At 64.8% G+C, this 22577-nt stretch carries 23 protein-coding genes and 1 tRNA gene; all 24 read left to right on the top strand.

What is annotated here, in order from left to right; all coding sequences use genetic code 11:
- The 24 genes from V6D91_RS03170 (at position 1) to nuoK (ending at position 22573) form a co-directional block, all read left to right on the top strand.
- Positions 1-495, top strand: a complete 495-nt coding sequence (locus V6D91_RS03170) for a hypothetical protein (RefSeq protein ID WP_347317728.1) — start codon at positions 1-3, stop codon at positions 493-495.
- 17 nt (positions 496-512) lie between these two features.
- Positions 513-2195, top strand: a complete 1683-nt coding sequence (locus tag V6D91_RS03165) for a cbb3-type cytochrome c oxidase subunit I (RefSeq protein ID WP_347317727.1) — start codon at positions 513-515, stop codon at positions 2193-2195.
- A gap of 18 nt (positions 2196-2213) precedes the next feature.
- Positions 2214-2939: a c-type cytochrome gene (locus tag V6D91_RS03160; RefSeq protein WP_347317726.1), complete on the top strand. Its 726-nt coding sequence runs from the start codon at positions 2214-2216 to the stop codon at positions 2937-2939.
- Between the two features lie 79 nt (positions 2940-3018).
- Positions 3019-5472, top strand: coding sequence for a heavy metal translocating P-type ATPase (locus V6D91_RS03155; RefSeq protein ID WP_347317725.1), 2454 nt, complete (start codon positions 3019-3021; stop codon positions 5470-5472).
- Between the two features lie 37 nt (positions 5473-5509).
- Positions 5510-6172, top strand: a complete 663-nt coding sequence (locus V6D91_RS03150) for an SCO family protein (RefSeq protein ID WP_347317724.1) — start codon at positions 5510-5512, stop codon at positions 6170-6172.
- A gap of 9 nt (positions 6173-6181) precedes the next feature.
- Positions 6182-6634 (top strand): copper chaperone PCu(A)C, encoded by a 453-nt coding sequence (locus tag V6D91_RS03145; RefSeq protein WP_347317723.1) that lies wholly within the window; start codon positions 6182-6184, stop codon positions 6632-6634.
- Positions 6635-6704: 70 nt separating this feature from the next.
- The gene (gene rlmE, locus V6D91_RS03140; RefSeq protein WP_347317722.1) at positions 6705-7328 is read left to right on the top strand and encodes a 23S rRNA (uridine(2552)-2'-O)-methyltransferase RlmE; all 624 of its coding nucleotides are present in this window, start codon (positions 6705-6707) and stop codon (positions 7326-7328) included.
- 43 nt (positions 7329-7371) lie between these two features.
- Positions 7372-9312: an ATP-dependent zinc metalloprotease FtsH gene (ftsH, locus tag V6D91_RS03135; protein WP_347317721.1), complete on the top strand. Its 1941-nt coding sequence runs from the start codon at positions 7372-7374 to the stop codon at positions 9310-9312.
- 54 nt (positions 9313-9366) lie between these two features.
- Positions 9367-10200, top strand: coding sequence for a dihydropteroate synthase (gene folP, locus V6D91_RS03130; protein WP_347317720.1), 834 nt, complete (start codon positions 9367-9369; stop codon positions 10198-10200).
- Entirely contained in the window at positions 10201-11538 is a 1338-nt protein-coding gene (glmM, locus tag V6D91_RS03125) for a phosphoglucosamine mutase (RefSeq protein WP_347317719.1), read from the top strand.
- 187 nt (positions 11539-11725) lie between these two features.
- A complete protein-coding gene (tpiA, locus tag V6D91_RS03120) occupies positions 11726-12478 on the top strand; it encodes a triose-phosphate isomerase (RefSeq protein ID WP_347317718.1) in 753 nt (250 codons plus the stop codon).
- Positions 12475-12801: a preprotein translocase subunit SecG gene (gene secG, locus V6D91_RS03115; protein ID WP_347317717.1), complete on the top strand. Its 327-nt coding sequence runs from the start codon at positions 12475-12477 to the stop codon at positions 12799-12801. Before tpiA ends, secG begins: the two co-directional genes overlap by 4 nt.
- A gap of 5 nt (positions 12802-12806) precedes the next feature.
- Positions 12807-12891: transfer RNA gene (locus tag V6D91_RS03110), tRNA-Leu, on the top strand.
- A 140-nt stretch (positions 12892-13031) separates the two neighbouring features.
- Entirely contained in the window at positions 13032-13388 is a 357-nt protein-coding gene (locus V6D91_RS03105; protein WP_347317716.1) for an NADH-quinone oxidoreductase subunit A, read from the top strand.
- The gene (locus tag V6D91_RS03100; protein ID WP_347317715.1) at positions 13379-13870 is read left to right on the top strand and encodes an NADH-quinone oxidoreductase subunit B family protein; all 492 of its coding nucleotides are present in this window, start codon (positions 13379-13381) and stop codon (positions 13868-13870) included. The genes V6D91_RS03105 and V6D91_RS03100 overlap by 10 nt, the downstream gene beginning before the upstream one ends.
- A 3-nt stretch (positions 13871-13873) precedes the next feature.
- On the top strand, positions 13874-14590 hold the full coding sequence (locus V6D91_RS03095) for an NADH-quinone oxidoreductase subunit C (RefSeq protein ID WP_347317714.1): 717 nt from the start codon (positions 13874-13876) through the stop codon (positions 14588-14590).
- Positions 14591-14593: 3 nt separating this feature from the next.
- Positions 14594-15847 (top strand): NADH-quinone oxidoreductase subunit D, encoded by a 1254-nt coding sequence (locus tag V6D91_RS03090; RefSeq protein ID WP_347317713.1) that lies wholly within the window; start codon positions 14594-14596, stop codon positions 15845-15847.
- Positions 15847-16374, top strand: coding sequence for an NADH-quinone oxidoreductase subunit NuoE (gene nuoE, locus V6D91_RS03085; RefSeq protein WP_347317712.1), 528 nt, complete (start codon positions 15847-15849; stop codon positions 16372-16374). The genes V6D91_RS03090 and nuoE overlap by 1 nt, the downstream gene beginning before the upstream one ends.
- A gap of 3 nt (positions 16375-16377) precedes the next feature.
- Positions 16378-17661, top strand: a complete 1284-nt coding sequence (nuoF, locus tag V6D91_RS03080) for an NADH-quinone oxidoreductase subunit NuoF (protein ID WP_347317711.1) — start codon at positions 16378-16380, stop codon at positions 17659-17661.
- Positions 17662-17681: 20 nt separating this feature from the next.
- Entirely contained in the window at positions 17682-20036 is a 2355-nt protein-coding gene (nuoG, locus tag V6D91_RS03075; protein ID WP_347317710.1) for an NADH-quinone oxidoreductase subunit NuoG, read from the top strand.
- Positions 20037-20084: 48 nt separating this feature from the next.
- Positions 20085-21095, top strand: a complete 1011-nt coding sequence (gene nuoH, locus V6D91_RS03070; protein ID WP_347318103.1) for an NADH-quinone oxidoreductase subunit NuoH — start codon at positions 20085-20087, stop codon at positions 21093-21095.
- A 13-nt stretch (positions 21096-21108) separates the two neighbouring features.
- The gene (nuoI, locus tag V6D91_RS03065; RefSeq protein ID WP_347317709.1) at positions 21109-21597 is read left to right on the top strand and encodes an NADH-quinone oxidoreductase subunit NuoI; all 489 of its coding nucleotides are present in this window, start codon (positions 21109-21111) and stop codon (positions 21595-21597) included.
- 41 nt (positions 21598-21638) lie between these two features.
- Positions 21639-22271, top strand: a complete 633-nt coding sequence (locus V6D91_RS03060; RefSeq protein ID WP_347317708.1) for an NADH-quinone oxidoreductase subunit J — start codon at positions 21639-21641, stop codon at positions 22269-22271.
- Positions 22268-22573, top strand: coding sequence for an NADH-quinone oxidoreductase subunit NuoK (nuoK, locus tag V6D91_RS03055; protein ID WP_347317707.1), 306 nt, complete (start codon positions 22268-22270; stop codon positions 22571-22573). The genes V6D91_RS03060 and nuoK overlap by 4 nt, the downstream gene beginning before the upstream one ends.
- Positions 22574-22577: the final 4 nt, after the last annotated feature.

Below are 22577 nucleotides of genomic sequence, written 5' to 3'. Positions count from 1 at the left end.
ATGGCAACGATTCATATCGATCCGCTTGAGAAACGCTGGATCTGGGTGGTGGGCGGCATCGTCGGCCTCACCATCGGTATCCAGGTGTTCTACGCCGCCACCGCGGCCATCCATCCCCCGAGCAACGTCGAGGTCATCGACTCCGCCAAGCTGCATCTTGGCGGCGAGTTCGCCGAGGACAAGCTGGGTGTGAAGAAAGAGGCCGATGGCTCCTACACCGTGACCATGGTGGCGGCTCGCTACGGTTTCTACCCGCAGTCCATCGAGGTGCCGGCCAATACCCCAGTGAAACTTCGCATCGCCAGCCTGGATGTGCTGCATGGCCTGCATGTGCCGTACAGCAACATGAACGTGATGGTGGTGCCGGGCTATGTCTCCGAGGTGCATACCCAGTTCACCAACGCCGGGGACTTCCCGATGATCTGTAACGAGTACTGCGGCCTGGGCCACGACTACATGTACGCCAAGGTGCATGTGACCGGCGGCAAGTCCTGATCAAGGAGTACTGAACGATGAGCATTACTGCTGAACAAGCCGCGAGCCTGGCGGCCGCCTCCCGTGGCGGTGCCTCGGCTGTCGTGGCGCATGGCAACAAACTGGGCCTGTGGGGCATGTGGGTGGCGTTCCTCGCCCTGCTGCTCGGCCTGCCGATGGGGCTGTACCAGGCCGCTGAACGAAGCGGCTTCTTCCCCGGCATCGAGAACACGGCGGTCTACTTCGCCTCCACCTCGACCCATGGTGTGCTGCTGGCCTTTGTGCTGACCACCTTCTTTGCCATGGGCTTCGGCTGGCACACCATGGCCCATACCCTGGGCAAAAAGCCGTTCTTCGGCTGGCTCGGTTTCTGGACTTCGGTGATCGGTACGGCGATGGCCGCGGCCGTGTTGCTCACCGGCCAAGCCTCCGTGCTCTACACCTTCTATCCGCCCGAAATGGCGCACCCGCTGTTCTATATCGGCGCGGTGCTGCTGGTGGTCGGCTCCTGGATGTGGGTGGCCGACATGATCATCGGCTTCACCCAGTGGAGGAAGGAAAATCCGGGCAAACCGGTCCCGCTGGTCATGTTCGGGACCACCATCAACGCCATGATGTGGGGCTGGACCAGCCTGGGCGTCGCCTCTGAGGCCCTGTTCCAGTTGGTGCCGGTGTCCCTTGGCCTGATGCCGACCCTGGATCCGGGCCTGGCGCGCACCCTGTTCTCCTGGACCCTGCACGCGATCGTGTACTTCTGGCTGATCCCGGCCTACATCGTGATGTACACCATCCTGCCGAAGGAAGCGGGTGGCAAGCTGTTCTCCGACGAGATGGCGCGCGTGGCCTTTGTCATGCTGTTCATCTTCTCCGTGCCCATCGGCTTCCACCACCTGTACATGGACCCGCAGCAGGCCGCGGGCTGGAAGCTGCTGCACATGTTCGGGACCTTCATGGTGGCCGTGCCGACCTTCATCACCGGCTTCACCGTGCTGGCCTCGCTTGAGGTTGCCGGTCGCCTGCGCGGTGGCAAGGGGCTGTTCGGCTGGATCGGGGCCCTGGACTGGGGTAACCCCATCGTCGTCGCCGGCATGCTTGCCCTGGTCATGCTGACCGCCGGTGGCTGGGGTGGCGTGATCAACGCCTCCTATTCCATGGACGCCATGGTGCACAACACCCAGTGGGTCACCGGTCACTTCCACCTGATCTTCGGTGGCACCACGGTGATCATGTATCTCGCGGGCGCCTATTGGCTGTGGCCGCGCATCACCGGCAAAGAGCTGTATTCCCGCAAGCTGGCCGTCGCGCAGATCTGGATGTATGCCGTGGGCATGATCACCCTGACCGCGCCGTGGCACATGCTGGGGATCTACTTCCAGCCGCGCCGTGTGTCCTACACCGATCAATACGCTGCCTTCCCGGAGTGGGCCCAGACCTGGGGGCCGTATGAGGCCGTGATGATCGTGGGTGCCACCATCATCGTGCTGTCCGGCATCCTGTTCGTGTACAACCTGTTCATGACCCACTTCAACAAGACCCCGGCGGCGAACACCAAGGTCGAGTATGCGGTGGCCATCCATGAGCCGATGCGTGTGCCGAACATTCTCAACAGCCTGAGCTTCTGGAACTGGGCGATGCTGGCCTACATGATCGTCAGCTACGGTTACCCCATCCTGCAGTTCGCCTTCATCGGCACGCCGGGCGTGGTTCCCTGGGGGTACTGATTCATGAAGATCAAGACCATGAAAAACAAGATCGTAATGAGCCTGGCGGCCGTGGGGGCCGCCCTGATGGTGTCCCAAGGCGTGGCCGCCGAGCATGGCGCCGGCGCTGCGGCCAAGGGGCCCTCCACCAATGTAGCCTGGACCCCTGAACAACTCCGCTTGGTGGCTTCCGGCGACAAAAACCGTGGCGGGCAGCTCAACCGCGACATGTTCTGCGCCTCCTGTCACGGCGATCAGGGGGTCGCGCCGACGGGCAACTGGCCTTCGCTGGCGGGGCAGCGTGCCGAGTACACCTTCAAGATGCTGAAGGACTACAAGGACGGCAAGCGTCACGGCAGTGCCACCGCTGAAATCATGGTGCAGGTGGCGCAGCAGCTGAGCGATCAGGACATGGCCGACCTGGCCCAGTTCTACGCCAGCTTCAAGCTGCCGTCGCTGCCGGTCGGTGTGAGCTTCGATGCGGCCAAGGCCGATCAGGCCAAGGCCGTCGTCACCCGTGGCGATGGCAAGCGACTGGTGGCCCCCTGCCAGGCCTGCCACGGCCCGAACGGTGAGGGTGCAGTGACCGATACCCCGGCCCTGGCCGGGATGCCGCCGGAGTACTTCATCAAGACCATGCACGAGTACAAGTCCGGCGCCCGTGCGAACGATGTCTACTCGCGTATGCGCTTGATCGCCAAGACCCTGTCGGATGAGGAGATCAATCAGATGGCGCACTATTACGCAGGCATGACGGCCAAGTAAATCGTCATCCGCTAGAAGACGTTGGGAGGCCCCGTGAACGAAGTTTGCGGGGCCTTTTTCTTTCTCATAAAGTGTCTTTATGGAAAAACAGGCTTGCTTCCATTGTGGTCTCGACGTGCCGCAAGGGGTTGATCTTCACTACCCCGTGTTGGGCAAGGACCGTGCGTTTTGCTGTGCAGGCTGTCATGCCGCGTGCAAGACCATCGTGGAGGCCGGCTTCGAGGACTTCTACCGCTACCGCGAGCAGCAGGGCGAGGTCAATGCGCAGGTTTTGCCGGAGGTGCTCAAGAACCTCACCCTCTATGACCGCCCCGAGATCCAGCAGGGCTTCGTGCGCAGTGAGGGCGCCGTTCGTGAGGCGGCGCTGATCCTGGAGAACATCCGCTGTGCGGCCTGTCTGTGGCTGAACGAGCAGCATCTACGCGCCCAGCCGGGGGTGCTGGATGTACACCTGGACTATGCCAGCCATCAGGCGAGGGTGAAGTGGGACCCCGCCGTCACCAAGCTGAGCGACATCCTGCAAGCGATTGCCGCGATCGGCTACGTGGCCCATCCCTACGACCCCGCGCATCGCGAACGCCTGCTGGAGGAGGAGCGGCGCCGCAGCGTGGAGCGCCTGCTGTTCGCCGGCCTGTTGGGCATGCAGGTGATGATGTTCGCCATTGCCACCTACTGGATGGGTGGTTATGACGAAACCGGCAAGCTAGCCTTGTGGGAAGTGATCGGACGTTGGACCTCCCTGCTGATCACCCTGATCATGCTGGTCTACTCCGGGGCCGATTTCTTTATCGGTGCGTGGCGCGATTTACGCCACAAGCGGCTGGGGATGGATGTGCCGGTCGTGCTGGGCCTGGTGACGGCCTGGGGTGGCAGCCTGTGGGCGACCATCGTCGGGGATGAGGACGTCTATTTCGACTCCATCGGCATGTTCATCTTCTTCGTCCTCCTGGCCCGGGTAGTGGAGCTCAAGGGGCGCATGGCGGCCGCCGATGCCTTGGATCGGCTGATGAAGGTGATCCCCCGCACCGCCTGCCGCATCGAGGAGGGTGGGCCGGTGGAGGTGCCGGTGGTGGACCTCAAGCCCGGTGACATCGTGCGGCTGCTGCCCGGGGAGAGTGTTCCGGTCGATGGGCGCCTGCTTACAGGCGCCAGCAGCTTCGATGAATCCCATCTGACCGGCGAATCCGTGCCCGTGCTGAGAAAAGAAGGGGAGTGGGTGGCGGCGGGGAGCTGCAATGTCGATCAGCCGGTCATGTTACGGGTCGAGCGGGTGAGCAGCGACTCGACCATGAACGAGCTGGCCCGGCTGATGGATCGGGGGCTGTCCGACAAACCGCGCCTCGCGGAGCTGGCAGAACGGATCTCGGTGCCTTTCGTGGCCGGGGTGCTCATTCTCTCCGCACTGACGGCCCTTGCCTGGTGGTGGTATGACCCCGCTCAAGCCCTGCCCAACACCATCGCGGTGCTGATCATCACCTGTCCCTGTGCGCTGGCCATGGCCACCCCCGTGGCCCTTGCCATTGCCGCGGGGCGTTTTGCCGGGCTCGGCATCCTACCCATGCGCATGTCCGCCATCGAGGGCCTGGCGACGGCCGATACCCTGGTGTTGGACAAGACCGGCACCCTGACCCAGGGACGGCCGCGGGTGACCGAGGTGTGTATGTTGCAGGGCATGGATGAGCACGTTGCCCGTGCCCTGGCCGCCCGCATGGAACAGGGTTCGGAGCATCCCATCGCCTATGCCCTGCGCGAGGGAATTGAGCCGCTCGCGCAGGAGCTCACGGTGCGTAACACTCCGGGGCAGGGGTTGGAAGCCCAATACGGAGGGGCTATCTGGCGTCTTGGGGCGCCCGAATATGCCTTGGGCGAGGGGGGGCTGGCGGCGGACAGGCTCGCCTGGCTCGATGCCCAGATCCTTGCCGGGGGCATGGCCGTGATCCTCAGTCGCAATGGTGAAGGGCGGGCCATCTTCATCATGCACGACGCCGTGCGGACGGGGGCCGTCGAGTTCATCCAGGCAGCGCGCGGGCTTGGTCTTGGGCGGGTGATCATCCTCAGCGGCGATCAGCCGGGCGCGGTGCGCCATCTCGCAGAACGGCTCGGCATCGAGGAACATCATGGCGGACTGCGTCCTGAGGACAAACTGGCCTGGATCCAAAAGGCCCAGGCCGAAGGGGCCCGGGTGCTGATGGTGGGAGATGGCATCAACGACGCCCCCACGCTGGCGGCGGCCCAGGTCTCGGTATCCTTCGGCGCGGCCACCACCCTCGCCCAGCTGCACAGCGACTTCGTCCTGCTGGGCACCGACCTGCGGGCACTCGCGCAGGGCATCCTTCTTGCGCGCATAACACGGCGCAATACCCGCCAGAACCTCGCCTGGGCCGCGGGCTACAATGTCGTGGCCGTGCCCTTCGCGGCCTTGGGCTTCGTCACGCCATGGATCGCAGCCATCGGCATGTCCCTCAGCTCGTTGCTGGTGGTGGGCAATGCCCTGCGCCTGAAGCGCATGGGATTGCCAGGGACAGGGGATTGACTATAGATTGTGTTTATAAACTCAGGTGGGAATGTTTATGAACAAACGCATGTCAGGCCAGGCTCCGGTCGCCATCGCCGTGTTTCTGTTTCTGATCGTGGCACTGGCCGTCTCGGTCTACCTCAAATGGCAGCGCGCCAATGTCGATCTGACCACCGTGGTGGATCAGTCCGTGCTGCGCATCGTGCCCCAGCCCATTCCGGTGCCGGACGCCAAGCTCACCCAGATGAGCGGTCAGCCCTTTGGCAAGAAGGATCTGATCGGCAAATGGACTTTCCTCTACTTTGGCTACACCCTCTGTCCGGATGTCTGTCCGACCGAGCTCTCCGCCCTGGCCGAGGTGGCCGATCTGTTGCGCAGCAAGGGTGTGCAGGCCCGCTGGCAGGAGGTCTTCGTCTCGGTGGACCCCGAGCGCGATACCCCCGAACAGCTGGGCAAGTTCGTGAGCTATTTCGACCCGAAGATCATCGCGGCGACGGGGGAGCAGACCGAGCTTAGGATCATGGCCCAACCGATCGGCGTGGGCTGGGAGAAGGCGGCCCTGCCGACCGTCGATGGCAAGCCCTCGGGCTCCTACCTGATCAACCACACGACCTCGATTTTGCTCATCAACCCCGATGGGGCTATGGTCGGCGTATTTCCGACCCCGCATAACCCCGAAGCCATGGTCAAGGCCTTCTTGACCGTCATCCACGAATGAGGTGATGCCATGCGTTCCCTGCTGATTGCCGCGGCCTTGTTCCTGCCGCTGAGTGCCTACGCCGAGGTCAAGGTCGTCGAGCCCTGGATTCCTGAGGCCCCGCCCAATGCCCAGGCCTTGGGGGCCTTCATGGTGCTTGAGAATGATGAGGACCGCGAGGTCAAGGTCGTCAGTGCCTGGGCGCCGGGGTTCGATACCATCGAGCTGCACAAGTCGGTGGAGGAGAACGGGATGCACAAGATGATCAAGCAGGACGCGCTGGTCATCCCGCCCATGGGCAGCCTGGAACTGAGGCCCGGGAGTTACCACGTCATGCTGATCGGGGTGCACAAGCCGCCGAAGGCGGGGGATGTCATTCCCCTGCGCCTGGATTTCGAGGGGCTGCCGAGCCAGACCATCCAGGTTCCGGTGAAGAAGCGGGCGGAGATGATGAAGCGCATGGCGCCCATGCAAGGTCACTGAGCCCTTGGCGGGGTTGATTCCGCGCCGGCAGCCCCTATCCTTCACGCTCCGTATGAACGAGGCCTGAGCCATGGGGCGTACCGTCAGCAGCCAGCGTTGGCTGCACGAGCACTTCACCGACCCTTACGTGCAGCGCGCGAAGCAGGAGGGCTGGCGCTCGCGCGCGGTCTACAAGCTGATCGAGATGCAGGAGCGGGACCGCATCCTGCGTCCCGGCCAGGTCGTGGTCGATCTTGGCGCGGCGCCGGGCGGCTGGTCGCAGTACGCCGCGGGCGTGATTGGCGACCAAGGCCGCCTGTTCGCCCTCGACATCCTGCCCATGGACAGCTTCGCCGGGGTGGACTTCATCCAGGGCGACTTCACCGAACAGGCCGTGTTCGAACAGCTGCTCGAACGCCTCGATGGGCGCACCGTGGATGTGGTCCTCTCCGACATGGCGCCCAATATGAGCGGCCAGGATTCGGTCGACCAGCCGCGCGCGATGTACCTTGCCGAACTTGCGGCCGACTTCGCCGCCCGTGTGCTGGGGCCGCAGGGCGTCTACCTCGTCAAGCTGTTCCAGGGCGCGGGGTTCGACGCCTACCTGCGCGAGCTGCGCAACCAGTTCGCCAGCGTGACCATGCGCAAACCCGATGCTTCCCGCTCACGTTCCAGGGAGGTTTACGCCCTGGCACGGAACCCGCGCGTGGTATAGTCCTTCAAACCCTTACGTCCTTTCGATTGATCGAGGCCATCCCTTGAACGACCTGGTCAAAAACCTCCTGCTGTGGCTCGTCATCGCCGCCGTGCTGATGACCGTCTTCAACAGTTTTCAGAATCGCGGGCCCATCAGCCAGCCGCTGTCCTATTCGCAGTTCATCGGCGACGTGAAGTCGGGCCGGGTTGAGCGCGTGATCATCGACGAAAACGTGATCCGCGGCAGGACCACCGATGGTGGTGAGTTCATCACCTACAGCCCGGAGACGGACAACAAGGCGATGATCGGCGACCTGCTCAACGCAGGTGTCAGCATCACGGCCATTCCGCCCGAGCGTCCCAGCTTGCTGATGACCATTTTCGTCCAGTGGTTCCCGTTCTTCCTGCTGATCGGCCTGTGGGTGTTTTTCATGCGCCAGATGCAGGGTGGTGGAGGTCGCGGCGCGATGAGCTTCGGCAAGAGCCGCGCGCGGCTGATGGGCGAGGACCAGATCAAGGTGACCTTCGCCGATGTGGCCGGCTGCGACGAGGCCAAGCAGGACGTGGCCGAGCTGGTCGATTTTCTGCGTGACCCGGGCAAGTTCCAGCGCCTGGGCGGCAAGATCCCGCGCGGCGTGTTGATGGTTGGCCCGCCGGGCACCGGCAAGACCCTGCTCGCCAAGGCCATCGCGGGCGAGGCCAAGGTACCGTTCTTCAGCATCTCCGGTTCCGACTTCGTCGAGATGTTCGTTGGCGTGGGCGCGGCGCGGGTGCGCGACATGTTCGAGCAGGCGAAGAAAAATGCCCCGTGCATCATCTTCATCGACGAGATCGACGCGGTCGGCCGCCAGCGCGGCGCGGGCCTTGGCGGCGGCCACGACGAGCGCGAGCAGACCCTCAACCAGATGCTGGTCGAGATGGACGGCTTCGAGGGCCATGAGGGCATCATCGTCATCGCCGCGACCAACCGTCCGGACGTGCTCGACCCGGCGCTGCTGCGTCCGGGGCGCTTCGACCGTCAGGTGGTGGTCGGCCTGCCGGACGTGCGTGGTCGCGAGCAGATCCTCAAGGTGCACCTGCGCAAGGTGCCGGCCGCCCCGGATGTCGATCCGATGACCATCGCGCGCGGCACTCCGGGTTTCTCCGGCGCCGATCTCGCCAACCTGGTCAACGAGGCGGCGCTGCACGCGGCGCGCTCCAGCAAGCATGACGTGACCATGGTCGACCTCGAGTGGGCCAAGGACAAGCTGATCATGGGGTCCGAGCGCCGCTCCATCCTCATGAGCGACGCGGAGAAGAAGCTCACGGCCTACCACGAGGCGGGTCATGCCATCGTCGGCCGCCTGGTGCCCGAACACGACCCGGTGTACAAGGTCAGCATCATTCCGCGCGGCCGTGCGCTGGGGGTGACCATGTTCCTGCCCGAGCAGGATCGCTACAGCTACAGCAAGCGCAAGCTGGAGAGCCAGATCTCCAGCCTGTTCGGCGGACGTATCGCCGAGGAGCTGATCTTCGGGCCGGAAGCGATCACCACGGGCGCCTCGAACGACATCGAGCGTGCCACCGACATCGCGCGCAACATGGTCACCAAGTGGGGCATGTCCGAGCGGCTCGGTACCCTGGCTTATTCCGAGGAGGAGGGGGAGGTCTTCCTCGGGCGCAGCGTGACCCAGCACAAGAACATCTCGGACGAGACGGCGCATATCATCGACGAGGAGATCCGCGCGGTCATCGATCGCAACTTCGAGCGCGCGAAGACCATCCTGGTCGAGAACATGGACATCCTGCATGCCATGTCCGACGCCCTGCTCAAGTACGAGACCATCGACAGCGACCAGATCGACCGCCTGATGGCGCGCCAGGATCCGGGCGAGCCGAAGGGCTGGACGGAGCATGATCGCAGCAACCCACCGCAGGATGGCGGCACTGCCGCCGCGGTTGCGGACGAGGGCGGGGTGAAGCCGCACGATGGCTCGATTGGTGGCCCGGCCGAACAGCACTGATCTCGAAGGCCGGACCCCGCTCCGCGGGGTATGGGCCTGAGAGGAGGGATTCGCATGGCGGCCTTCGACCTGCACGCCTGGACGCGCGAGCGACCGCGCGTCATGGGCATCCTCAACGTGACCCCTGACTCCTTCTCGGACGGGGGTCGTTTTTTTTCGGCCGATGCAGCGCTCGCCCAGGCCGAGACGATGATCGCGGACGGGGTCGATATGCTCGATCTGGGCGCCGAGTCGACCCGCCCGGGCGCGACCCCGGTCAGTGCGCAACAAGAGCTGGATCGCCTCGGCCCGGTGCTCGAGGGGTTGCAGGGCTGCCCGGTGCCGCTCTCGCTCGATTCCAGCAAACCTGAGGTGATGCGCGAGGCGATCCGTCTCGGGGTCGCTCTGGTCAACGACGTGCGCGCCTTGCGCCTGCCGGGCGCGCTGGAGGTCGTGTGCGAGGGTGGGGTGGCCGTCTGTCTCATGCATATGCGCGGCGATCCGCGTGCTATGCAGGATTTGGCCTGTTATGACAATGTAGTGGAGGAGGTGGAAGCCTTCCTGCTGGACCGCGCGCAGGCGTGCATGGCTGCCGGAGTGCCTGCCCATGCCATCGCCCTCGACCCCGGATTTGGTTTCGCCAAGGACTTCGGCCACAATCGCGCACTTTTCCATGCCCTGCCACGCCTTGCGGCGCGCGGCTTTCCGTTGCTGGTCGGGATGTCGCGCAAGCGCATGATCGGCCAGTTGACCGGTGCGACGTTGCCTGCGGACCGGGATGCCGGCTCGCTCGCGGCCCACGTCATGGCCTTGGACCGCGGAGCCCGCATCGTGCGCGTGCATGCCGTGCGTCCTGCGGTGGATGCGGTGCGCGTGTGGCAAGGGCTCACGCAAGGTGGGGAGTTCTGAATGAAGTATTTCGGCACGGACGGGATTCGGGGGCGGGTCGGGCAGTGGCCCATGACCCCGGATTTCGCCCTCAAGCTGGGCTGGGCTGCGGGCAAGGCGCTCGCCGACAGTGGGGCGCGCAAGGTCGTGCTTGGCAAGGACACGCGCATCTCCGGCTACATGCTGGAGTCGGCGCTCGAGGCCGGGTTGATCGCGGCCGGTGTGGAGGTGCGCCTTCTCGGTCCCATGCCTACCCCGGCCATCGCCTATCTGACCCGCACCCTGCGAGCCTCCGCCGGGATCGTCATCTCCGCCTCGCACAATCCCTTCGAGGACAACGGGGTCAAGTTCTTCAGCGCCCAGGGTACCAAGCTGCCGGATGAAATGGAGTTGGCCATTGAGGCCCTGCTGGATGCCCCGCTTGAGGTCGAGCCCTCCGAGCGGCTCGGCAAGGCGCGTCGGATCGACGACGCCGCGGGACGCTACATCGAATTCTGCAAGGCCACCCTGCCGCTCGGCACGAGCCTCTCGGGCCTGCGCGTCGTGCTCGACTGCGCGCATGGCGCCACCTATCACATTGCGCCCAAGGTTTTTGCCGAACTCGGGGCGGAGGTTGTCGCGCTCGGCGTGGCCCCTGATGGGTTCAACATCAACGCAGGGTGTGGCTCAACCCATCCCGAGGCGCTGAGGCAGGCGGTGCTGGAGCATGGCGCGCACATGGGCATCGCCTTTGACGGCGACGGCGACCGGGTGGTGATGGTCGACGAGACCGGCGCGGTGCTCGATGGCGACGAGATCCTGTATGCCATCGTACGTGAGCGCGTCGAGCAGGAGGGGTACCGCGGCGGGGTGGTCGGCACCCTGATGAGCAACCTCGGTCTGGAGCTCGCGGTGCAGGCGCTCGGCCTGCCCTTCGTGCGCGCCAAGGTGGGCGACCGGCATGTGTACGAGGCCCTGGTGAAGCGTGGCTGGATGTACGGCGGGGAAAGCTCCGGCCACATCCTCTGCCTGGATCGTGCCAATACGGGGGACGGCATTGTCTCCGCGCTGCAGGTGGTGGCCTCCATGCGCCGGCGTGCGGAGCCGCTCAGCAGTCTGCGCCGGGCCGTGGTCAAGTATCCACAGTTGATGGTCAATGTCCCGCTGGTCCGGAAGGTTGATCTGGAGGCGCTGGGCGAGGTCTGGCGCCGGGTGGCCGAGATCGAGAATGATTTCGATGGGAGGGGGCGCGTGGTCCTGCGGGCCTCTGGAACCGAGCCGCTGGTGCGGGTGATGGTCGAGAGTGACGATGATGCGCGCACCCGACAGGCGGCCGAGGAACTGGCGGAGCTGGTGCGGCGCGCGGTTGCCGAGCTCTGAGGCGATGCCCCGGCGGGCCTTGCAGGCGGCGGTGACGGCATATCAGCCACGCGTGGTGCCTTCTCCGCCCCCGCGGCGTGTCTTGGCAGACCGCGGAAAGACTTTTTCAATGACCTGTTAAACGGTTTGATTTCGGCCCCCGTTCTGAGTAATCTTGGCGGCCGTTTTTGATAACCCTTCGATACCCATGCGCAGACCGATCGTTGTAGGAAACTGGAAGATGAATGGCCGGCGTGCGAGCGTTGACCACCTCATCGCTGGTTTGCGCGCGGTGGGTGGCGTGGATGTGGCGGTCTGCCCGCCGGCCATCTTCATCCGGCAGGTCGTCGAGGGGCTGGGAGGCAAAGGCATCGGTGTCGGTGCCCAGGATGTCTCTCTGTATGAGCAGGATGGCGCCTACACCGGTGAGGTGTCGGCCTCCATGCTGAGCGATGCCGGTTGTTCCTATGTCATCGTCGGTCACTCCGAGCGCCGCGCCCTGTGTGGCGAGACGGATGAAGATGTGGCCCGTAAGTTCGCCAATGCCCTGCGCGCTGGCCTGTGTCCCATCCTGTGTGTGGGGGAGACGCTGGAGGAGCGCGAGCAGGGGGTGACCGAGTCGGTGGTTGCGCGTCAGCTGGATGCGGTGCTCGGGGTTTCCGGTGTCGCGGCCTTCGAGCGGGCGCTGATCGCCTATGAGCCGGTCTGGGCGATCGGCACCGGGCGTACCGCCACGCCTGAACAGGCGCAGCAGGTTCATGCCTTTATCCGGGCCCGCCTGGCGGCGCATGACGCGGGCGTGGCCTCGCGCGCGCGCATCCAGTATGGTGGCAGCATGAAGCCGGAAAACGCGGCCGAACTCATGGCCATGCCGGACATCGACGGCGGCCTGATCGGTGGGGCCTCGCTCAAGGCGGAAGATTTCATGGCCATTTGTGCAGCAGCTGGGGGTGCGGCATGACCGCTCTGCTGGTCGGTTTTCATGTGCTCGTCGGCATTGTGCTGATCGGGCTGGTCCTGATGCAGCAAGGCAAAGGGGCGGACGCAGGTGCGGCCTTCGGTAGCGGCGCTTCGTCGACTGTTTTTGGTGCGCGTGGCGCGGCCACCTTCCTGAGCCGCACCACGGCCTGGCTGGTTGCGATTTTTTTCGTGACAAGCCTGCTTCTTGCGTATATTGTTACGTCCGCTCCGCAGCGGAGCAGCGTCGTATCCTCGGAAGTCCCCGTCAGCACGGAGGTTGTTCCGCAGGAAAGCAAGCCGACGGATGTGCCGTCGGCCAAATGATCATCGCGGATGTGGTGGAATTGGTAGACACGCTATCTTGAGGGGGTAGTGTCGAAAGACGTGTGGGTTCGAGTCCCACCATCCGCACCATTTCAGGGTTCCGGTTCGCCGGGATTCATCGGTCGCCAGAACCGAGCATTACAATAACCACGATCAGGGCGCAAGGCTGGAATGCGGCACCTCGGTGCCCGGGTTTCTCCTGCGCCCAATTGTCCGGAGGAGTGAGGCGCGTGCTGGAGAACTACCTTCCTGTCCTGGTGTTCTTCGTGGTCGGCTTGGCGTTCAGTGTCGCCATGCTTGCCGCGGGCTTCGTATTTGCCCCCCGTCGTCCCGAGAAGGAGAAGGACTCGCCCTACGAGTGTGGCTTTGCCGCCTTCGAGGATGCGCGCATGAAGTTCGACGTGCGCTACTACCTCGTCGCCATCCTTTTCATCATCTTCGACCTCGAGATCGCATTTCTCTTTCCCTGGGCCGTCGCCCTGGATGAGATCGGCACCTTCGGCCTGCTGGCCATGGGCCTGTTCCTGCTCATCCTGGTGATCGGGTTTGTCTACGAGTGGAAGAAGGGGGCTCTGGAATGGGAATAGAAGGTGTTCTCGACAAGGGCTTTGTCACGACTTCTGCTGACAAGCTCATCAATTGGGCGCGTACCGGCTCGCTGTGGCCGATGACCTTTGGTCTGGCCTGCTGTGCGGTGGAGATGATGCACGCCGGCGCATCGCGCTATGACCTCGATCGCTTCGGGGTGGTATTCCGCCCAAGCCCGCGCCAGTCGGACGTGATGATCGTTGCCGGCACCCTGGTCAACAAGATGGCCCCGGCCCTGCGCAAGGTCTACGACCAGATGGCGGAGCCGCGCTGGGTCATCTCCATGGGGTCCTGTGCCAACGGCGGTGGCTACTATCACTATTCCTATGCCGTGGTGCGCGGCTGCGACCGCATCGTGCCGGTGGACATCTACGTGCCTGGCTGCCCGCCCACGGCGGAGGCGTTGCTCTACGGCATCATCCAGCTTCAGAACAAGATCCGGCGCACCAGCACCATCGCGCGCCAGCCCATCGAGGCATAAGCCATGGCTAAATCCCTTGAGCAACTGCGCGGTGAACTGGAGTCCCGCTTCGCGGGGCGCTTCAGCGCGCTGGTCCAGAAGCATGATGAGCTGACCCTCGAGCTTCCGGCGGAGGAGCTGCTGTACGTCTGTGAGGCGCTGTGTTCGGAGGCCGACTTTGCCTTCGAGCAGCTGGTCGATCTGTGCGGCGTCGACTACAGCGACTACGGCAAGAGCGAGTGGATGGCCGATGACACGGTCAGCAAGGGCGGCTTCAGCCGCGGTGTGCAGGAGGCCACTGCGGGGCGGCTGAAGTTCGGTGACGATCTGCCGCTGGCGGCCCCCGAGCGTCCGCGTTTTGCCGTGGTTTACCATCTGCTCTCCTATCGCCACAACGCACGCCTGCGCCTGCGCGTGTACTGCGCGGATGCCGAGATGCCGGTCCTGCCCTCGGTGTGCGACATCTGGTCCGCCGCCAACTGGTTCGAGCGCGAGGCCTTTGATCTGTTCGGCATCTTGTTCGATGGTCACCCCGACCTGCGCCGCATCCTCACCGACTACGGTTTCGTCGGTTACCCGTTCCGCAAGGACTTCCCGCTCATCGGACACGTCGAGATGCGCTACGACGAGGCCAAGGGCCGCGTGGTGTACGAACCGGTCAGTATTGAACCGCGCGTGCTGGTGCCGCGGGTGATCCGCGACGATCACCGCTACATCCTCTCCAAGCAGAAGAAGGGCTGAGTCGTGCCCGAGATTCAAAACTACACGCTGAACTTCGGCCCGCAGCACCCCTCGGCCCACGGTGTGCTGCGCCTGGTCCTCGAACTGGATGGCGAGACGGTGGTGCGCGCCGATCCCCACATCGGCCTTCTGCACCGGGCCACCGAGAAGCTGGCCGAGAGCAAGCCCTACAACCAGAGCATCGGCTACATGGATCGTCTCGACTACGTGTCCATGATGTGCAACGAGCACGCCTATGTGATGGCGATGGAGAAGCTGGCCGGCATCCAGGTGCCGGAGCGTGCGCTCTACATCCGCACGATGTTCGATGAGATCACCCGCATCCTGAACCACCTGCTGTGGCTCGGGGCGCATGCCCTCGACATCGGTGCCATGTCGGTGTTCCTGTACTGCTTCCGCGAGCGTGAGGACCTGATGGACTGCTACGAGGCAGTCTCGGGCGCCCGTCTGCACGCGACCTACTACCGTCCGGGCGGTGTCGCCCGCGACCTGCCGGACGCCATGCCGCAGTACAGCCCGTCCAAGTGGCACTCGGCCCGCGATGTGGCGCGCATGAACGAGGCCCGCCAGGGTTCGATGCTCGACTTCCTTGAGGACTTCACCCAGCGCTTCCCGGCCCTGGTGGACGAATACGAAACCCTGCTGACCGACAACCGCATCTGGAAGCAGCGCACCGTCGGCATCGGCGTGGTGTCCCCCGAGCGTGCGCTGGCCATGGGCTTCACCGGGCCGATGATCCGCGGCTCCGGCATCGAGTGGGACCTGCGCAAGAAGCAGCCCTACGCGGCCTACGACAAGGTCGACTTCGACATCCCGGTCGGTGTCAATGGTGACTGCTACGACCGCTATCTGGTGCGGGTCGAGGAGATGCGCCAGTCCAACCGCATCATCAAGCAGTGCATCGACTGGCTGCGCAAGAACCCGGGCCCGGTGTTGACCGAGGACCACAAGTTCGCCCCGCCGCGCCGCGAGGAGATGAAGGCCGACATGGAGGCCCTCATCCACCATTTCAAGCTGTTTACCGAGGGCTTCTGCCTGCCGGAAGGGGAGGTGTACTCGGCCGTGGAGCACCCGAAGGGGGAGTTTGGCATCTACCTTGTGTCCGACGGCGCCAACAAGCCGTACCGCCTGAAGATCCGTGCGCCGGGCTTCGCCCACCTCTCCGGTCTGGATGAGATGTCGCGCGGGCACATGATCGCCGACGTGGTGGCCATCATCGGCACGCAGGACATCGTCTTTGGTGAGGTTGACCGTTGATGAACGCGCAAGAACGTGAACGCAAGATCGCCGTGCTGAGCGAGGAAACCCGTGCCGAGATCGAGCACTGGCTCGCCAAGTATCCGGCGGATCGTCGCCAGTCGGCCCTGCTCGCCGCCCTGCGCGCCGTGCAGCACCAGAATCACGGCTATCTGACCACCGAGCTGATGGACGCCGTGGCGGCCTATCTTGGCATCCCGGAGATCGCCGCCTACGAGGTGGCGACCTTCTACTCGATGTTCGAGACCAAGCCGGTCGGGCGCCACAGCATCTCCGTCTGCACCAACATCTCCTGCTGGCTGATGGGCTCCGACCGCATCGTCGAGCACATCGAGAACAGGCTCGGCATCAAGACCGGCGAGAGCACCCCGGACGGCAAGTTCTTCCTCAAGTGCGAGGAGGAGTGCCTGGCCGCCTGTGATGGCGGGCCGATGATGCAGGTCGACCACGTGTACTATGAGCGCCTGACCCCGGAGAAGGTGGACGCGATCCTCGACGCCGTGGCGCAACAAGACGATGGGCACTAAACCATGACCGTTCAGGTTTGTTTCGCAACCCGCCAGTTCGACGAGCCGTGGACCCTTGAGAGCTACCTCAAGACCGGCGGCTACCAGGCCTGGCGCAAGATCCTGGCCGAGAAGACTGACCCTGCGGTCATCATCGAGGAGCTCAAGGCCTCCAATCTGCGTGGCCGTGGCGGCGCGGGTTTCCCCACCGGGCTGAAGTGGAGCTTCATGCCGCGCAATGCTCCGGGGCAGAAATACATCGTCTGCAACTCGGACGAGTCCGAGCCGGGTACGGCCAAGGATCGCCAGATCCTACTCAACAACCCGCATGCCCTGGTCGAGGGCATGGCGATCGCCGGCTACACCATCGGTGCCACCGTCGGCTACAACTACATGCGCGGCGAATTTGGCGACCTGCCGTTCCAGCGCTTCGAGCAGGCGCTGAAGGAGGCCTATGCGGCCGGCCTGCTGGGCAAGAATATCCTTGGTTCCGGCGTCGACATGGACCTCTACGGTTCGCTCGGCGCCGGCGCCTACATCTGTGGCGAGGAGACCGCGCTGCTCGAATCGCTGGAGGGCAAGAAGGGCCAGCCGCGCTTCAAACCGCCGTTCCCTGCCAACTTCGGTCTGTACGGCCGTCCGACCACGATCAACAACACCGAAACCCTGTCCTCCGTGCCGGCGATCATGCGCAACGGCGGCAAGTGGTTCGCGGATCTTGGCGTGCCGAACAGCGGCGGCACCAAGATGTTCTCCGTCTCCGGCCACGTGAACAATCCCGGGGTGTTCGAGATCCCGATGGGCACCCCGTTTGCCAAGCTGCTTGAGATGGCCGGTGGGGTGCGTCATGGGCGCAAGCTCAAGGCCGTCATTCCCGGTGGCTCGTCCGTGCCCGTCGTTCCGGGGGAGGTCATGATGCAGGTCAACATGGACTACGACTCCATCGCCAAGGCCGGGACCTTCCTCGGCTCCGGCGGCATGATCGTGATGGACGACTCCACCTGCATGGTCAAGGCCTTGCGCCGCATCTCGCGCTTCTACTATTCCGAGTCCTGCGGTCAGTGCACGCCCTGCCGCGAGGGTACGGGCTGGCTGTACCGCATGCTCAACCGCATCGTCGAGGGCAAGGGCACGCTGGAGGACCTCAAGCGCCTGGACGACGTGGCGAGCAAGATCGAGGGGCGCACCATCTGTGCCCTGGGCGATGCGGCGGCCATGCCGGTGCGCAGCTTCCTCAAGCACTTCCGTCACGAATTCGAGTACTACATCGAGCACGGCCATAGCATGGTCGATGCCATGGGCCGCTGAAGGCCGCAAGGATCCTGAGAATGAGCGACGATCTGATCACCATCGAGGTCGATGGCCAGAAGCTGCATGGGCGCCAGGGTGACATGCTGATCGAGGTCACCGACGCGGCCGGCATCCACATCCCGCGTTTCTGCTACCACCGCAAGCTGTCTGTGGCGGCCAACTGCCGCATGTGCCTGGTTGAGGTTGAGCGCGCGCCCAAGCCCCTGCCGGCCTGCGCCACGCCCATCTCCGAAGGCATGCGCGTATTCACCAAGTCGCCCAAGGCCATCGCCGCCCAGCGTGCGACCATGGAGTTCCTGCTCATCAACCACCCGCTGGACTGCCCGATCTGCGACCAGGGCGGGGAGTGCGAGCTGCAGGACGTCGCCATGGGCTATGGCGACGGCGTCGGTCAGTACTCCGAGACCAAGCGCGTGGTGAAGGACAAGGACATCGGTCCGCTGATCGCCACCGACATGACCCGCTGCATCCACTGCACCCGCTGCGTGCGTTTCGGCGAGGAGATTGCCGGCCTGCGCGAGCTGGGGGCGACCGGTCGCAGCGAGCACATGGAGATCGGCACCTACATCGCCAAGGCGGTGACTTCGGAGATCTCCGGCAACGTCATCGACCTGTGTCCGGTCGGCGCCCTGACCGCCAAGCCGTCGCGCTACACCTTCCGCCCCTGGGAGCTGGCCCAGCATGCGGCCATTGCCCCGCACGATGGCCTGGGTTCCAACATCTACGTCCACACCCGCGACGGCAACGTCATGCGCGTGGTCCCGCGCGAGAATGAGGCGGTCAACGAGGTCTGGCTGTCCGACCGCGACCGCTTCAGCTACATGGGCCTTACGGCGGGCGATCGCCTGACCAGCCCGATGGTGCGTGTCGAGGCCGGCTGGCGCGAGGCCAGCTGGGAAGAGGCGCTGGAGATCGCGGCTCGCGGCCTCAAGGCCGCGGGCAGCGCACTGCGCACCCTCGTGGCCCCACACAGCACGCTCGAAGAGATCTACCTTGCGCAGAAGCTGACCCGTGGGCTCGGCTCGGCCAACATCGACCACCGCCTGCGCCAGCGCGACTTCCGCGACCAGGACGCCCTGCCTGCCATGCCCTGGCTCGGCCATGATGTCGCCGAGCTCGACCACCAGCAGGCCGTGCTGGTAATCGGCAGCCACATCCGTCACGAGCAACCCCTGCTGGCCCAGCGTCTGCGCAAGGCCGCCCTCGCCGGCGCCAAGGTCTCCTTCGTCAACCCGGCCGTGCTGCCGCAGACCTTCGAGGTGTTCGAGCAGCTCGCCTCCGGCAACGCCGGCATGGTTGACGATCTTGCTGCCATTCTCGCCGCGCTCGGGCCGGAAGGGCTGGGCGGCGCGCTGGCGACGCTCGTGGCCCAGGCCCGGGTCGAGGCGCGCCACGAGGCTGTGGCCGCCTCCCTCAAGCAGGCCAAGCGTGCCGGCATCTACCTTGGTGCGCTCGCCCAGGCCCACCCGGACCTCGCCGTGCTGCGCCAGCTCGCCCGTGCGATCTCGGCTGCCACGGGGGCCACGCTGGGCGAATTCGCCGCCAGTGGCAACAGCGCGGGCGCCTGGCTGGCCGGGGCCGTGCCCCACCGCCTGCCGGGCGGGAAGGCCGCAGGCGTGGCCGGTCTGCACGCGGCGGCCATGCTCGCCGGCGCCGGCAAGGCCCACCTGCTGGTCGGCGTCGAGCCCGAGCATGACAGCCTGGCGGGAGAGGCCGCGCTCAAGGCTCTGGCCCAGGCCGAGTGCAATGTCGTGCTCTCGCCGTTCATGACCGCCGCCATGCAGTCTTACGCCCATGTGATCCTGCCGATCGCGGCCTTTGCCGAGACCTCCGGCACCTACGTCAACACCGAAGGGCGCTGGCAGGGGATGCGCGGCGTGGCTCGCCCGCAGGGTGAGGCCCGTCCGGGGTGGAAGGTGCTGCGCGTGCTCGGCAACCTGGCGAACCTCGAAGGGTTCGACTACCTATCCTCGGAAGAGGTGCGTGACGAACTGCGCGCCCTCTGTCAGGACGTGGCGCTTGACCAAGGCCTCGCGCCCGTCGACGTGGCCCCCTCTGCCCAGGCGGCGAGCGAGGAGGGCATGCAGCGCATCGGCGGCGTCGCCCTGTATGCCTCGGATGCCCTGGTACGTCGCTCGCCGGCCCTGCAGGCAACCTTTGAGGGGGGCAACGTGGTCGTGCGTCTGCATCCCGACGAGATCGCGCGGCTTGGGCTGACGGATGCGGCCGTGATTGCCGCGGGCGACGCGCATATCACCCTGGCCGTGCAGGCCGATGAAGGCATTCCCGCGGGATGTGCATGGATCCCCTACGGCGCGGCGCAGACCGCCGCCCTTGGCGATGCGCTCCACGTTCAGGTTCGCAAGGTGTAAACGATGGCCGAGTTCCTCTCCCCACTGTTGAACCTCTTTCCCGAGGGCATGCAGCAGGTCGTCCTGATCCTGATCCAGACCCTGCTCATCATCCTGCCCCTGACCGGCGCGGTCGCCTACCTGACCCTGGCCGAGCGCAAGGTGATCGGCTACATGCAGGTGCGCATCGGCCCGAACCGGGTCGGCCCGCGCGGCGCCCTGCAGCCGCTGGCCGACATGTTCAAGCTGGTGTTCAAGGAGATCATCGTTCCGAGCCAGGCGAACAAGTTCATCTTTTTCGCCTCGCCGATCATCATCCTGATTGCCGCGCTGGTGGCCTGGGCCGTGGTGCCCTTCGATGACGGCTGGGTGGTCGCCGATGTCAACGCCGGTCTGCTCTACGTCCTCGCGGTCGGCGCTGCGGGCGTCTATGGTGTCATCCTCGCCGGCTGGGCCTCCAACTCCAAGTACGCCCTGCTCGGTGGCATGCGTTCGGCCGCGCACAAGATCGCCTACGAACTCGCCATGGGTTTCGCCCTGGTCGGCGTGCTGATGGCGAGCAAGAGCCTCAACCTGCAGGAGATCGTGCGCGCCCAGGACGGCAGCATCCTGAACTGGTACTGGCTGCCGCTCTTGCCCATGTTCCTGGTCTACTTCATCTCCGGCGTGGCCGAGACCAACCGCGCCCCGTTCGACATCGCCGAGGGCGAATCCGAGATCGTCGCGGGTTTCCACGTCGAATATTCCGGCATGGCCTTCGCCATCTTCATGCTGGCCGAATACGCCAACATGATCCTGATCTCGGCCCTCACCGCGGTCATGTTCCTCGGCGGCTGGCTGTCGCCGTTCCAAGGGAGCTTCCTCGAGGCGGCCTTCGCCTGGGTGCCGGGCATCTTCTGGATGTTCGCCAAGGTGGCCATCCTGCTGTTCCTCTTCCTGTGGTTCCGTGCCACCTTCCCGCGCTACCGCTATGACCAGATCATGCGCCTGGGCTGGAAGGTCTTCATCCCGCTGACGATCCTGTGGATCGTGGTCGAGGGTGTGGCCGTGTACTTCAAGCTTGGCCCCTGGTTTGCGTAACGGAGCCTTGCCCATGAACGCCATCAAACAATTCATCAAGACCTGGTTCCTGTGGGAGCTGCTGCTGGGGATGAAGCTGACCGGGCGCTACCTGTTCGCCCGCAAGTTCACCGTGCAGTACCCGGAGGAAAAGACCCCGATGTCGCCGCGCTTCCGCGGCCTGCATGCGCAGCGCCGCTACGCCAGCGGCGAGGAGCGCTGCATCGCCTGCAAGCTGTGCGAGGCGGTCTGCCCGGCGCTGGCCATCACCATCGAGTCGGAGCAGCGTGAGGATGGCACCCGCCGCACCACGCGCTACGACATCGACCTGTTCAAGTGCATCTACTGCGGCTTCTGTGAGGAGGCCTGCCCGGTGGACGCGATCGTCGAGACCCGCGTGTTCGAGTACCACTTCGAGGCGCGCGGCGAGCACATCATGACCAAGGACAAGCTCCTGGCCATGGGTGACAAGTACGAGGCGCAGATCGCGGCTGATCGTCTGGCCGATGCGCGTTACCGCTGACCGGGTGGTCATGACAGGCCCGCAATGACAGGTTTCTACCCATGAGCTTCATCAAGCTGCTGTTCTTCATCTTCACCTCGGTGTCGGTGCTCTCCGCGTTCCGCATGGTGACCACGCGCAACCCCGTGCATGCCGCGCTGTACCTGATCCTGACCTTCTTCAGCACCGCGCTGGTGTGGCTGTTGCTGGAGGCCGAGTTTCTCGGCATCGTGCTGATCCTGGTCTACGTCGGGGCGGTGATGGTCATGTTCCTGTTCGTGGTGATGATGCTGGACATCAACACCGCGGTCATGCGCGAGGGCTTCGTCCGCTTCCTGCCCATCGGTGCTGCCGTGGCCGTGGTGATGATCGTCGAGATGTCGCTGGTGCTGGGGCCGAAGCTGTTCGGCCTGGACATCTATCCCGCGCCTGCGCCGAAACCGGCGGACTACAGCAATACGGCCGAACTCGGCGGCGTGCTGTACACCGTCTACGTCTATCCGTTCGAGATCGCGGCGGTGATCCTGCTGGTGGCGATGGTCGCCGCCATCATGCTCACCCTGCGTCGCCGTCCTGGTGTCAAGTACCAGGATGCCGCCGCGCAGGCCAAGGTGCGCCGCGAGGATCGTATCCGCATGGTCAAAATGCCTGCCGAGAGCCGTGTCCAGGCCACGAATGAAGGAGAAGGCGCATGATCGCCCTGTCTGATGTGCTGATCTTCGGCGCCGTCCTGTTCGGACTGTCGCTCGCCGGGATCTTCCTCAACCGCAAGAACGTGCTGATCCTGCTGATGAGCATCGAACTGATGCTGCTCGCGGTGAACATCAACTTCGTCGGCTTCTCCCACTTTCTGGGGGATACCGCCGGACAGGCCTTCGTGTTCTTCATCCTGACCGTGGCCGCTGCCGAGGCTGCGATCGGCCTCGCCATCTTGGTCGTGCTGTTCCGTAACCGCCGCAGCATCAACGTGTCCGACCTCGACAGCGTGAAGGGCTAACACG

Source organism: Thiofaba sp. EF100 (assembly GCF_039822285.1).
GTDB lineage: Bacteria > Pseudomonadota > Gammaproteobacteria > Halothiobacillales > Halothiobacillaceae > Thiofaba.
Note: the sequence above shows the minus strand (reverse complement) of the source record. Positions and strands in the feature narration are given on the sequence as shown.